This is a genomic window from Nocardioides sp. R-C-SC26, from assembly GCF_021246465.1.
Classification (GTDB): Bacteria; Actinomycetota; Actinomycetes; order Propionibacteriales; family Nocardioidaceae; genus Nocardioides.
The window spans coordinates 1-11,351 of sequence record NZ_JAHRHK010000016.1 but is presented as its reverse complement, the minus strand read 5'-3'; the positions used below and the strand labels follow the sequence as shown (position 1 = coordinate 11,351).

Annotated in this window: 10 protein-coding genes, 1 tRNA gene and 1 other RNA gene; 10 read left to right on the top strand and 2 right to left on the bottom strand. The window is 72.9% G+C overall.

Annotated features, from left to right (window positions below; all coding sequences use genetic code 11):
- The first annotated feature begins 73 nt into the window (after positions 1 to 73).
- From KSO97_RS14160 to KSO97_RS14130, 7 genes are all read left to right on the top strand, one after another.
- Positions 74 to 1,474, top strand: coding sequence for an EsaB/YukD family protein (locus KSO97_RS14160; RefSeq protein WP_232679989.1), 1,401 nt, complete (start codon positions 74 to 76; stop codon positions 1,472 to 1,474).
- 207 nt (positions 1,475 to 1,681) lie between these two features.
- A complete protein-coding gene (locus KSO97_RS14155) occupies positions 1,682 to 1,999 on the top strand; it encodes a WXG100 family type VII secretion target (RefSeq protein WP_232679988.1) in 318 nt (105 codons plus the stop codon).
- 104 nt (positions 2,000 to 2,103) lie between these two features.
- The gene (locus KSO97_RS14150; RefSeq protein WP_232679987.1) at positions 2,104 to 2,403 is read left to right on the top strand and encodes a WXG100 family type VII secretion target; all 300 of its coding nucleotides are present in this window, start codon (positions 2,104 to 2,106) and stop codon (positions 2,401 to 2,403) included.
- 184 nt (positions 2,404 to 2,587) lie between these two features.
- Positions 2,588 to 3,907 (top strand): type VII secretion integral membrane protein EccD, encoded by a 1,320-nt coding sequence (eccD, locus tag KSO97_RS14145; protein ID WP_232679986.1) that lies wholly within the window; start codon positions 2,588 to 2,590, stop codon positions 3,905 to 3,907.
- Between the two features lie 6 nt (positions 3,908 to 3,913).
- Complete coding sequence (locus KSO97_RS14140) at positions 3,914 to 5,371, top strand: type VII secretion protein EccB (protein WP_232679985.1); 1,458 nt, start codon at positions 3,914 to 3,916, stop codon at positions 5,369 to 5,371.
- An 11-nt stretch (positions 5,372 to 5,382) separates the two neighbouring features.
- Positions 5,383 to 6,639: a S8 family serine peptidase gene (locus KSO97_RS14135; protein WP_232679974.1), complete on the top strand. Its 1,257-nt coding sequence runs from the start codon at positions 5,383 to 5,385 to the stop codon at positions 6,637 to 6,639.
- A 104-nt stretch (positions 6,640 to 6,743) separates the two neighbouring features.
- Positions 6,744 to 7,685, top strand: coding sequence for a hypothetical protein (locus tag KSO97_RS14130; protein ID WP_232679973.1), 942 nt, complete (start codon positions 6,744 to 6,746; stop codon positions 7,683 to 7,685).
- Positions 7,686 to 7,706: 21 nt separating this feature from the next.
- Here the strand turns inward: KSO97_RS14130 and KSO97_RS14125 are convergent, their stop codons facing one another.
- Positions 7,707 to 8,654 (bottom strand): SDR family oxidoreductase, encoded by a 948-nt coding sequence (locus KSO97_RS14125; protein WP_232679967.1) that lies wholly within the window; start codon positions 8,652 to 8,654, stop codon positions 7,707 to 7,709.
- Positions 8,655 to 8,778: 124 nt separating this feature from the next.
- Between KSO97_RS14125 and KSO97_RS14120 the strand changes: the two genes are divergently transcribed.
- Positions 8,779 to 9,615, top strand: coding sequence for a helix-turn-helix transcriptional regulator (locus tag KSO97_RS14120; RefSeq protein WP_232679965.1), 837 nt, complete (start codon positions 8,779 to 8,781; stop codon positions 9,613 to 9,615).
- Between the two features lie 68 nt (positions 9,616 to 9,683).
- On the opposite strand, the gene KSO97_RS14115 is transcribed toward KSO97_RS14120, so the two are convergent.
- Positions 9,684 to 9,771 (bottom strand) — tRNA-Ser (locus KSO97_RS14115).
- Between the two features lie 114 nt (positions 9,772 to 9,885).
- Here KSO97_RS14115 and ffs point away from each other — a divergent pair.
- An RNA gene (ffs, locus tag KSO97_RS14110) (signal recognition particle sRNA small type) lies at positions 9,886 to 9,976 on the top strand.
- A gap of 89 nt (positions 9,977 to 10,065) precedes the next feature.
- Positions 10,066 to 11,351 (top strand): DNA polymerase III subunit gamma and tau (locus KSO97_RS14105; protein WP_232679963.1); only part of this gene is annotated, 1,286 nt, incomplete at its 3' end.

The following is an 11,351-nucleotide window of genomic DNA, read 5'->3' as shown; positions in this document are numbered from 1 at the left end:
GGGTTTGCCGCGGCCGTCGGCGGATCACTCTGGAACCCATGACCCGCGCGCACCTGGCGAGACGGGGCGGCGCATGACGTCGCCGTCCGCAGCGACGCCGCGCACGGGCACGACCGGCGAGCCGGACACGCTGATGCTGAGCGTGCACGGCCCCGCCGGGGTGCTCGATCTGGTCGTTCCGTCGGCTGCCGCCGTGGGCGACGTCGCGCGGGAGTACTCACGAGAGGCCAGCCTCCCCGCCGTCCCGCGTCTCTACACCCGCGTGGGCCGACCCCTGGACGATGGGCGCACGCTCGCCGAGCTCGACCTCCGGACCGGCGCCGTCCTGGTCGCGGCCGGCGACGGGACGCCCGCGACCGCTCGTCGCGCCCGCCGCTTGGAGCGGGTCGTCCGCCGGCGGTCGTTGAACGCCGGACCCCTCACGGCCTGGTGGTGCGCGATGGGGGTCCTCGCGGCGGCGCTGGCGTGCTGGTTCGCGCTCGTCGCGGGCGAGTCCGGCGTCGACTCCGACGTCGGCGCTCTGGTGGTCGCCCTCCTCGGCGTCTCCGCCCTCGGCGCGGCCGCGCCCGGAGGCCCGTTGAGCGCCCATCGGGTGCTGACCGTGCCGGCGTTCGCTGCCTGCGCCGCCGTCGTCGTCGCGTGGGATCCGGCGCCGGAGCGGCTCCCCACGGTGGTGGGCATCGCGGCCCTGGCTGCTGCGCTGGCCGCCGCCGTCGCACGAGCGCTGACCGTGGACGCCGAAGAGGCGTTGCGGGTGTGGGTGATCGGCGGCGTCGCCGTGTTCGGCGCGACGTTCCTCGCGGCCCTGATCGGCCTCGACGCGCGCGCGGTGTGGGGGATCCTGGCGGTCGTCGCACTCTTCGCCGCTCGGCTGGTGCCGATGCTGGTCATCGAGGTACCCGACCAGTACCTGATCGACTTCGAGCGTCTCGCCGTGACAGCGTGGTCTGCCCGCGAACGCCCGGCGCGACGTCGCGGCCGGATCGTCGTCCCCGACAGCGCCGTCGAGCTCGTCGCCGCCCGCGGCAGTCGTCTGGTGACGGCGGCAGCGGCCGCGACCGCCGCCGTCACGGTGGTGTGCGTGCCTCTGCTCCTCCGCGAGACCGGCGACGGCATCGACGGCATCGGCGCTCGTGTCGGCGTCACGTGCATCGGCGGCGGCCTGTTGCTGACCGCGCGCAGCTACCGGCACCGCGCGGCCCGGGCGCTGCTGCGGACTGCCGGGCTCGTGGCGGTCGGCAGCGTCGTCGTCACCGCGCTGGCGTTCGGCAGCGACCGGCTGATCGCCGTGCTCGGAGTCGCGGCGGTGGTGATCGGGTCGATCCTGGTGGTGACCGCGGTCGCGCTCGGGCGCGGATGGCGGTCGGCCTGGTGGTCGCGCCGGGCCGACGTCCTGGAGAACATGTGCGGAGCGTTCGCCCTGGGCTCCGTGGTGGTCTCCAGCGGCCTGTTCATGACGATCTGGAGTCGCTGAACAACCGGAATCCCCAGATGCCATGGCCGATTGGTTTATCGCCCAGGGGCCCGGGTAGCACCTCAGTGTCGCCGGTACGGCCCGCACCCGGGCAGGAGGCGACAGCACCACCGGACCTTCGCTCGGACGCCGATCGCGGGTCGTGACAACCCACAGAACGCGTGGTCTCCACTGCGCGTCGACCTTCGATCCAGAGGAGTAGGCGACATGTCGAACGCCCCCGAGTTCGGCCAGGGATCTGGCACTCTCACTCGGGCTGCCGGCCTGGTCTCGGACGCCCGTAGCGACTTCACCACCATCAGCAACAAGCTCACCAACCAGATCACCGGCATGCAGGGACGCTGGGCCGGCGACGGTGCCCGCGCGTTCTTCGTGCTGCACCAGACCTGGAGCGAGAAGCAGAAGACGATCGTCGACGCCCTCGACCGCTTCTCCGAGTCGCTGACCACGACCGAGCGCGACAACGTCGCCACGGACTCCGACCAGGGCTCGAACTTCGCGAACCTGACCTCGCGCCTCGGCTGAGGCCCGGTCGCCCCGCTCGATCACGGGCGACTTCGGGATGCTGCCGACGCGGCGTCCCCGACCTGAACTTCGCATAACCCAGTCACGAACTGAGGGAGTTAGACATGAGCACCGACGGAATCCTCGTCAACCACGGGGCGCTGGAGCAGGCGACCGCCGACATGCAGCAGAGCATCAAGGACATCGACGACCGGTTGAACCGTCTCGAGGCCGAGCTCAAGCCGTTGCAGAGCGACTGGCACGGTCAGGCCCAGGAGTCCTACAGGATCTCCAAGGGCAAGTGGGACCAGGCCATCGCCGACATGCGGAACCTGCTCAACGAGACCCAGATGGGCGTCTCGAACTCGAACTCGGAGTACGCGGCGGCCGACCGTCGCGGCGCCGGGCACTTCGAAGGGCTCTGATCACCAGAGCCCGCACCAGACGTGAGGGGACCGGCACTTCGGGAGGGTGCCGGTCCCCTTCACGGTCTACTGCAGGGCTTTCGCGCTCGAGCAACCTTCGACCAGGCCCCTGAGATCCCCCACCAGCCGAGAGGACGCCGCGGTGGCACACCAGGCAACGCGTAGTACCGCCCCATCGGGGCTCGTGCGTGTCACGATCACCTCCGGCACCCGTCGCGTCGATCTCGTGCTCCCCGGCGCCGTACCGGTGGCCGAGCTGCTGCCGGAACTCGCGCGGAGCGTCGGTCGGCTCGACTCCGCGATCGTCTACGGCGGGTACCGCCTCGTCACTGCCGAAGGCCGTCGTCTCGCGGGCGACTCCGGACTCACGCTTCAAGGTGTCGACGACGGCGCGGTGCTCACCGTCGCCGCGGGCGTCGACGATGCGCCGCCGGTGGTCTACGACGACGTCGTCGAGGCGATGACCGACGTCGTCGAGCACGACCTCGAACCGTGGGATCCCGCCTCGGGTCGCTGGACGGCGCTCGCTGCCGCCGTGCTCCTGCTGGCACTGGGCGCGGCGGCTCTGCTGCTCAACGGCGACGGGGCGGTCGCCGCCAGCGCCGCCGGAGTCGGCGCGGTCGCACTCGTGGCCGGCGCGATCGTGCTCTCCCGTGCTCAGCGTGAGCGTGACGCTGCGGTCACGGTCGCGTGGGTGGCTGCGGGGTACGCAGCCGTGGCGGCGCTCCTGGCCGCACCGAGCGGGGACATGCTCGGCCGCCCACTCGCGCTGGTCGGTGGCGCGGTCGCGCTCGTCGGAGCGGTCGCCCTCATCGGCCTCGGCGACGGGCGGGTGCTGCTCCTACCGGCTGCCGTGACCGGTGCCGTCGCCGGGGCCGTGGGACTCGCCGTCCACCTGACCTCGGCCGACGCGGGCGTCGTCCTCGTGGCCGTCACCACCCTGGTGGTGCTGGCCGGCAGTGTCTTCCCCTGGCTTGCTCTCGGCGTGACGGCCACCACCGTGGACCAGCTCTACACACCCGCCGACATCACCGCCGACCCCGACGACATCGACCCGTCGCGGGTCGCCGCCGACGCCCGGCTCGCCCACGAGATCCTGCTCGCCATCTCCACGACGGTGGGCATCCTGCTGATCGCGGTCGCCCCCCTCGCGGTCGCGCGCGGATTGGCCGGCACGCTTCTCGGCGTCGTGTGGTGCATCGTCGTCGTCCTGCGCACGCGGCAGTACCGCACCGGCACCGAGGTGCTGATCGGCATCGGTGCCGGCGTCGCCGGTCTCGTCGCGCTCGCGGTCTCCGTGCTGACGCAGTGGCCGGAGTGGCGACCGACCGCCGCGGGGGGGCTCGCGGCCGTCGGCGCCGTCGTGCTCGTCTCGACCCTCTCGCCCTCGGCGCCGTCCGTGCGACGCGGGCGTCTCGGCGATGTCCTCGAGACCGTCGCCCTGATCTCGTTGCTTCCGCTGCTCGCGTTCGCGACCGGCCTGGTCGACGCCGTCACCGGGTGAACGTCGATGGCCACCAAGAAGGACCTCGTCGAGGCCTACTCGTTCAGCCGCCGGCGTCTGGTGACGGCGTTCCTCTCCGGCGCGCCCGGTGGACGGGAGGTCGAACCCAGCCGACCCGGTCGGGCGATCATCGGCGGGATCGCCCTCGCCGTGCTCCTGGTGGCCGGTGCCGCGGTGCTCCGGGTTCTGAAGTCGCCGATCGAGATCGACTGGGACACCGAGATGCTCGTCAGCGAGAAGGAGAGCGGGGCCGACTACGTCTACATCGCTCCGCTGGACAGCGACGACCTCGAGCTGCGCCCGGTCGCCAACATCACCTCGGCGATGCTGCTGCTCGGCTCCGACGTCCAACCGACCGTCGTGCCCCATGACGAGATCGCCCGCAAGAACCGCGGCGAGGGCATCGGCATCCTCCAGGCCCCCGAGACGCCGCCGGCGTCGGCCGACCTGCTCCAGTCCGGCTGGACGGCGTGCACAGGCCGGTCGGGCGCGACGTCGCTCGGCATCCGCGCCAGCGTCACGTCCGCACCCGACGTCCGTACGCTGGACGGCGTCAACTTCGTCGTTCGCAGCGAGGCCGACGAGCTCTTCCTGATCGCCGTGTCCCCGGTGGGTGCGGCGTCCGGCCCGCGCGCCTACTCCTACGCGGTGCCCGAGGGCCGCACCGCCGACGGCATCCTCCAAGCCGTGGCCGGCACGAGCGTCGACACTGCGGTGCCGGTGCCCGACGAGTGGCTCGAGCTGTTCCCCGCCGGGGCTCCGCTCACGCTGAGCAGCTTCGGCCTGAGGTCGGCCGATCTCGGCAGTCCTTCCGACGTGAGCGGTCAGCCGGGCATGCCCGACCGGGTGCGGGTGGGTGACACCATCACCGTCGACAGCGCGACCTACCTCGTCCGTGCCGACGACATCCTCGCGCTCGACTCCTTCGCCGCCGAGGTCTACCTCAACCTCGACTTCCCGCGCGGACGGCAGCCGGAGCCGCGCGCCGCCCAGGCGCGGCCCCCGGGCACGATCGTCGACGGCAGCCAGTTGCCCGGTGCGTTCTGGCCGGTCGATGTCGCGACCGACGTCGACCAGCCCGACGAGCTCTGCGCCCAACTCCTGACCGGTGAGAGTGCCGAGCCACGCGTCGTCCTCGGCACGCCGACGCCCGGTTCGGCGGCGTCCGCGGTCGACGTGCCCGCCGGCCCGCCGGTCCCCGTCGTCGAGTCCGGGCACGGTGCCTTCGTGCTCGCCGGCGACTGGGACGTCGTCGGCCCGGCGAGCCGAACTCTGATCGACGACCGCGGGTTCGCCTACCCCGTGAGCTCGGCCGTGGAGCAGGACCGTCTCGGGTACGCGACCGTGCCGCCGGTCGTGGTGCCCGACGCGTGGATCGAGCTGTTCTCCGACGGCGTCCCGCTGAGCGTCGACGCCGCGCGCTGCCCGCCGACGTCGGAGGCGAAGGCCAAGCCGTGCGGGTAGGAGGTCGCGCGGTGACGGCCGGGGCGTTGCTCGGCCTCGCCCTCCCGTTGGCCCCGACGTCGGCGCCACCGGCCTCCGCCGCACCGGGCTCGCCGTGCGCCGAGGTGAGTGCCGACGACCCGGGTGAGCCCAGCACAGACCCCAGTGCGCCGTTGGCAGAGCTGCAGATACCCGACGCGCATCGCAGGGTCGCGGAGCTCAGCGGGCGCGCGCCGGGAGAGGGCGTCGCCGTCGCCGTCGTCGGCGCGGGGATCCGCGGGCAGGCCGGCATCCCCTCGACCGCGACCCGACGCATCGCGCCGTTCTCCCGCACCGGCGAGGTGGTCTCGTTCGAGACCACGGCCGTCGCGGGCCTGATCGCCGGCGCGCGCCGCCAGGGTCAGGTCGTCGGGGTGGCACCCGACGCCGCGATCCTCGACGTCCGGGTCTACGACACCGAGGTCGACCGCAACGACGACCTGGCGACGCCGACGGCCGCCGGGGTCGCGGCCGGCCTGCGGTCGATCGTGGGCATGGTGGGGCCGCGCGGGGTGCGGGTCGTCGTCGTCCCCGTGCAGATCAGCGGGAGCCGAGAGCTGGGCCGGGCCGTGCGTGCGGTGACCGCCGCCGGTGCGCTCGTCGTCGTCCCCAGTGGCGATCGCGCGGTCCTGGGCGCGGAGTACCTGCCGGGAGAGGACGCCGGGACCGACGTCTTCCCGGCCGCATACTCCACGGCGAACCGGCGGGTGATCGCGGTCAGCACCTCGGTCTCCGATGACGTCAACGCTGCCGACGTCGTGGTCATGAGCTCGGCGATCGACGTCGCGGCGCCGTCGGCGGGCGCCGTCTCCTACGGACTCGCGGGCCGCACCTGCCTGCTCCCGCTGCCGAGCACGGTCGCCGCCTCCGGTGTTGTGGCGGGCGTCATCGCGCTCCTCTGGACCGTATTCCCGACCGAGACGCCCGACCAGATCGCGACGCGGCTGATCCGCACGGCCACGGGCAGCAGCTCCTCGGGTGGCGTGACCGCCGACCGGCTCGTGGGTCACGGCGTCGTCCAGCCCCTCGAGGCGCTGACCCGCACCCTGCGCCCGCGTCGCGCCGTCGATGCACCCGAGGCACCGCCCCAGCGGGACGCCACCCCGGTCGCGCTCCCCGAGGTCGAACCGGACCGGCTGCGCAGCATTCGCGAGAACGCCGTCTGGTGGGGGCTGGTCGGCGGCGGCGTCCTCGTGACGGCGGTCGTCGTCCGCCCGGTCTTCGCGCGCCGCCGCTCCTCCGGCGATTGAGGCGGTCGCAGTCAACCTCCTCGCGCTGCGCGTCCGCTCCTTCGTCGCGGACGCTGCGCTCGGACAGGGTTGACACCGCATCGCAGGTGGGCAGAGATGGAGGCATGCTGCGCTCAGGATCGGCTCCCGCCCACCCCGCTCGTCGTCGCTTCGTGTGGCCGACCTCCCTCGCCACGGCGCTGGTCGCCGTCGTGCTGGTGACCGGTGCGGGTCGTGCCGACGCCGGACCGCTCGACGAGCTCCCCGCGGCGGCCGAGATCGTCGGCACGTTCCCCAACCCCTACGACGGGGCCGAGCGCGACGAGATCGTCTTCTGCCGGGAGGACTGTCTCGACATCGCCGACGACGGGACGGTCGGCTTCTCCGGGGTCACGATGATCGAGGCCGAGCGCGAGTCCGCGACGTCGCGGCGCTTCGAGGTGCCGTTGCCGGCCGGCGACCACCGCATCGGCGTGACCTATCACGTCGGCATCGACGGGGTCTTCTCCGGCGAGGCCGCGGGCTACCTCAAGCGCAGCACGAACGGAGAGTTCGAGATCGTGCGCGACTTCGCGTCCGCGACGATCTTCACCGTCGCCGAGGACGAACCCGACGACGACGAGCTCGTCGACCGCGACCTCGGCACGCTCGCGGTCGTCGGCACGGCCGCCTACAAGCCGTTCTGGGACGTGCAGCGCGTGACGAACCGCTACGACAACGGGGCGTTCGTCGCGGCCACCTCGGAGGTGCAGCGCATCCTGGGCACGCAGGGCAAGCGGCTGCGGGTCGTTCTGCAGTTCCAGGTGCGTGGCACCTGGCGCACGGCCGCGCGCGCGACGTCCCTGAGCGATGGCCGGTACGTGCTCGACCCGCGTGCGCCGCTCTTCAACCGGGCCGAGGCGCGGCGCTGGAGGAAGCAGGTCGACCTGCGCACCACGTGCATCCCGCGCGCCAAGGGTTCGCGGACGCCGGCCCGCGTCTTCGTCGCCGGGGACGCCGGCCACGCGCCGACGCCGACGCTGGTGACGACCGTGATCCAGACCGGCCGCGCGATCACCTGCCGCTGACAGGCACCGGCGTCGCCGGGCTCAGTCGGGCCAGGCGACGCCGGTGAGCTCGGTCGCGAGCGCCCAGACGCGCTCGGCGTCCTCCGCGTCGGTCAGCGGGCTCCAGAGGCGGTGCGTGCCGGGGCCTCCGGCGGTGTGGCCGATGCCCCGCGGCCCGAAGAGCACCGGCGGCGAGGTCGGTGGGTTCGGGATCGTCGCCGCCAGGAGGGCGGGCAGCGCGGCGCTCTCCGCCGTTCCGGCGAGGACGCCGAGCCGGGAGAGCACGCGGATCACGCGCACGCCGACCGTGTCCGACGTCCGCCCCATCTCCGGCCGGGAGGCGAGCAGACTGGTGGGGGCGACGCCGGGGTGGCTGAGCGTGCTGGTGATGCCCCACCCGGCGGCGCGGCTGCGCCGGTCGAGCTCGAGTGCGAAGAGTCCGAAGGCGATCTTGGACTGGCTGTAGGCGGACATGCCGTCGTAGTCCCGCTCGCTATTGGGGTCGTTCCACGCGATCTCGCCGCGACGCGCGGCGACGCTGGTCTGCGACGTCACGCGTGCCCGACCCTCGCGCAGCAGAGGCAGGAGGCGGGCGGTCAGAGCGACGTGCCCGAGGTGGTTGGTGCCGAACTGCAGCTCGAATCCGTCGGCGGTGGTGCGGCGATCGGGCGGGGTCATCACGCCGGCGTTGTTGATCAGCAGGTGGATCGGTGCGGCCTCGGCCTCGAGCGTCGCGGCGAACGCCTCGACCGAGTCGAGTGAGGAGAGATCCAGCTCGTGCAGGGCCAGTCGTGCCTCCGGGTGGTGTTCCCGGATGGTGGCGATCGCGGCGGCTCCCTTGGCGGCGTTGCGCGCGGGCAGCAGCACCTCGGCACCCGCGCCGGCGAGGTGACGCGCGATGATCAGGCCGATGCCGTCGGTGGCCCCCGTGACGACGGCGCGCCGACCGGTCAGGTCGGGGAGTTCGATCGTCGGACCCGTGTGTGCCATGGGGATTCCCTCCGGTGCAGGCAGCTCGTCTGCCGTGTGGCTCGACTCTCGCCGAGCGACGCAGCGCTATCCAGGGACTGCTGATCCGTGGATGGCGACGTCGATCCCGTGGACGATGAACCACATGACCGACAGGGCCGGATTGGCGGAGTTCCTGCGCGCACGCCGCGAGGCGCTCCAGCCAGACGACGTCGGACTGCCGCGCGGCAGCCGCCGTCGTACCGCCGGCCTGCGGCGGGAGGAGGTCGCGGCTCTGTGCCACATGTCCACCGACTACTACGCGCGGCTGGAGCAGCAGCGCGGACCACGGCCGTCGGCGCAGATGGTCGGCTCGATCGCCCAGGGCCTCCACCTCACGTTGGACGAGCGCGACCACCTCTTCCACCTGGCCGGTCTGCCGCCGCCCGGCCGGGGCTCGGAGAGCGAGCACGTCAGCCCGGGCATGCTGCGGATCTTCGACCGCCTGGTCGACACGCCGGCCGAGATCGTCACCGAGCTGGGGGAGACCCTGCGTCAGACGCCGCTCGCCGTCGCCCTGGTCGGCGATCTTCGCCGGTTCACCGGCCCGGAGCGGAGCATCGTCTATCGCTGGTTCGCGACGCCGGGCGCGCGCGACCTCCATCCGATCGACGACCACGACCGGCTCTCCCGCTTCTACGCCTCGGGCCTGCAGAGCATCGCGGCGATGCGAGGCCCGTCGTCTCGCGCGGCGTCGTTGGCGACGTCGCTGCTCGGCCGCAGCGAGGAGTTCGCTGCCCTCTGGCGCGATCACCACGTCGGCGTGATGCCCGAGGAGGTCAAGCGCTACCGCCACCCCGCCGTCGGGCTGGTGGAGGTGAACTGCCAGATCCTGCAGGACCCGCGCCAGTCCCACGCGCTCCTGGTGTACACCGCCGTCCCCGGTACGGAGAGCTACGAGCGCCTGCAGCTGCTCGGTGTCGTCGGCACGTCGGCGATCTGAGGTTCGAGCGGCCACGTCGACCGAATGCCGAGAGCCCTCCGCGAGACATGCTCGCCGAGGGCTCTCGATGGCGGAGGTAGGGGGATTCGAACCCCCGAGGGCTTGCACCCAACCCGCTTTCCAAGCGAGCGCCATAGGCCACTAGGCGATACCTCCGCGGCGGAGCCTACCGGTCGCCGGCGGAGCGGTCCGAATCGCCTCGGGCCCCGGGCGGCGCGGGGTGCGTCGCCCGGCGTCGGCGGCCTACTGCGGATCGCCTATGCTCGGGACAACCCCCCGTGTGGCGGCATCTCACCCAACTCCCCCAGGGCCGGAAGGCAGCAAGGGTAAGTGGGCTCTGTCGGGTGCACGGGGGGCCTTTGCGTCTCCGGCCGCAGCGACGGGGTTCTGTCCCGGTCCAACCTGCGGCTCGGGTACCGGGTGTCGGCGCGGCTGGTTAGTGTCGGGCGGGTGGACGCCCCGCTCGCTCTCTACCGCCGGTACCGCCCGGAGACGTTCGCGGAGGTCATCGGCCAGGAGCACGTCACCGAGCCGTTGCGCGCGGCCCTCGGCAACAACCGGGTCAACCACGCCTACTTGTTCTCCGGCCCGCGCGGCTGCGGCAAGACGACGTCGGCGCGCATCCTGGCCCGTGCGCTGAACTGCGAGCGCGCTCCGATCTCCGACCCCTGCGGCGAGTGCGAGAGCTGCCGCGACCTCGCCCGCGGCGGACCCGGCTCGATCGACGTCATCGAGATCGACGCCGCTTCGCACGGCGGCGTCGACGACGCGCGCGACCTGCGGGAGAAGGCGTTCTTCGCCCCGGTGAAGAGCCGTTACAAGGTCTACATCATCGACGAGGCCCACATGGTCACCACGCAGGGCTTCAACGCCCTGCTCAAGCTCGTCGAGGAGCCCCCTCCTCACCTGCGCTTCATCTTCGCCACCACCGAGCCGGAGAAGGTCATCCCGACCATCCGCTCCCGCACGCACCACTACCCCTTCCGCCTCATCCCGCCGCGGCTGCTCTCCACCTACCTCTCCGAGCTCTGCGAGCGCGAGGGCGTCTCCATCGAGCCGGCCGCGCTGCCCCTCGTCGTCCGAGCCGGCGCCGGCTCGGCGCGCGACACCCTCTCCGTCCTCGACCAGCTGCTCGGCGGAGCCGGTGCTGAGGGCGTCACCTCCGCCCTGGCCAGCGGCCTGCTCGGCTACACCCCCGACACCCTCCTGGACGAGGTCGTCGACGCCTTCGCCGCAGGTGACGGCGGCGCCGTGTTCGGGGTGGTCGACAAGGTGATCGAGACCGGCCAGGACCCGCGCCGCTTCACCGAGGACCTCCTGCGTCGCCTCCGCGACCTCGTGATCGTCGCCGCCGTGCCGGACGCGCCCGCCACCGGTCTGCTCGACGTCGCCGCCGACCAGGCCGAGCGCCTGGTCGCCCAGGCCGCGCGTTTCGGCCGCACCGAGCTGAGTCGCGCCGCCGACCTGGTCGCCGCCGGGCTCACCGAGATGCGCGGGGCCACCGCGCCCCGGCTGCTCCTCGAACTCATCTGCGCCCGCGTGCTGCTGCCCGGAGCCGACCACACCGCCGACGGCGTGATGGCGCGGCTCGACCGCATCGAGCGTCGCGCCGCTGTGCTGGGCACCCCCGGCGGAGCGCCCGTGCCGCCACCGGTGGCGGCGCCTGCGGTGGCGACCGAGCAGGCCACGCCGAGTCTCGAGACGGGCGCGGAGCGGACTCCTCGACCACCGGGACA

Excerpts from the sequence above, each read along its gene's own strand:
- KSO97_RS14160 (WP_232679989.1), top strand. The coding sequence starts at position 74 with ATGACGTCGCCGTCCGCAGCGACGCCGCGCACGGGCACGACCGGCGAG.
- KSO97_RS14155 (WP_232679988.1), top strand. The coding sequence starts at position 1,682 with ATGTCGAACGCCCCCGAGTTCGGCCAGGGATCTGGCACTCTCACTCGG.
- KSO97_RS14150 (WP_232679987.1), top strand. The coding sequence starts at position 2,104 with ATGAGCACCGACGGAATCCTCGTCAACCACGGGGCGCTGGAGCAGGCG.
- KSO97_RS14140 (WP_232679985.1), top strand. The coding sequence starts at position 3,914 with ATGGCCACCAAGAAGGACCTCGTCGAGGCCTACTCGTTCAGCCGCCGG.
- KSO97_RS14130 (WP_232679973.1), top strand. The coding sequence starts at position 6,744 with ATGCTGCGCTCAGGATCGGCTCCCGCCCACCCCGCTCGTCGTCGCTTC.
- KSO97_RS14125 (WP_232679967.1), bottom strand. The coding sequence starts at position 8,654 with ATGGCACACACGGGTCCGACGATCGAACTCCCCGACCTGACCGGTCGG.
- KSO97_RS14120 (WP_232679965.1), top strand. The coding sequence starts at position 8,779 with ATGACCGACAGGGCCGGATTGGCGGAGTTCCTGCGCGCACGCCGCGAG.